General features: G+C 44.3%; 1 protein-coding gene. It reads right to left on the bottom strand.

Features of this window, described 5'->3' with window-relative positions:
- On the bottom strand, window positions 1–634 hold a 634-nt coding region (gene fepB, locus AB4496_RS24560; protein WP_372132414.1), incomplete at both ends, for a Fe2+-enterobactin ABC transporter substrate-binding protein.

Genomic DNA, 634 nt, shown 5'->3' on the forward strand with positions numbered 1-634 from the left:
TCGTTAACGATTTCAGTGGCACTATACATATCGATACGAAATGAATTCTCACCTAGGCCAAAGACTTGTTTATTCTGGACGGACGGAAGGTTGATCAAGATTGGGTCATGCATGAATCGATTAGCGCTGTCGTCGCTCGCTTCTAGCAAAAATGTCGTATCGGCTTTAAGTTGAGTCAGCAGTTCAAAGTGGACGCGCATAAAATCTGATAAAGGCACGGTGTTGTCATGCCATTGACGATTTTGCACTTCCATTTTAAAACCAAGATCAGTGAGCAAGTCCGCATGAACGCCATCCTCTAAAGCGATAGCATTGGTAGCTCCAGGTCCAAAATACGCCACAATATTGGTTTCGCCTTCTGGTATCTGTAGCTTGTTTTTACTCTGGTTAACGAACAACTCAAACTGGCTAATTTTTTGTTGGGCTTGTTCTTCTAACCCTGTCGCCTGTCCAAGCCTCAAAGCCAAGTCTTGCCATGATTGTGCGGTGTAATCCAAAATAATGGTTGGTGCTATTTGCTTAAATTCAGCTATTTGATCTCTCGCCGAATCACCACCGCGCCATGCTACAACAATCAAATCAGGTTCATAGATATAGGCAGACTCTAAATCAACGCTGCCGGCAGGCCATGCCT

This window comes from Vibrio sp. 10N.222.46.A1 (genome assembly GCF_041473595.1).
GTDB lineage: Bacteria > Pseudomonadota > Gammaproteobacteria > Enterobacterales > Vibrionaceae > Vibrio > Vibrio tasmaniensis_A.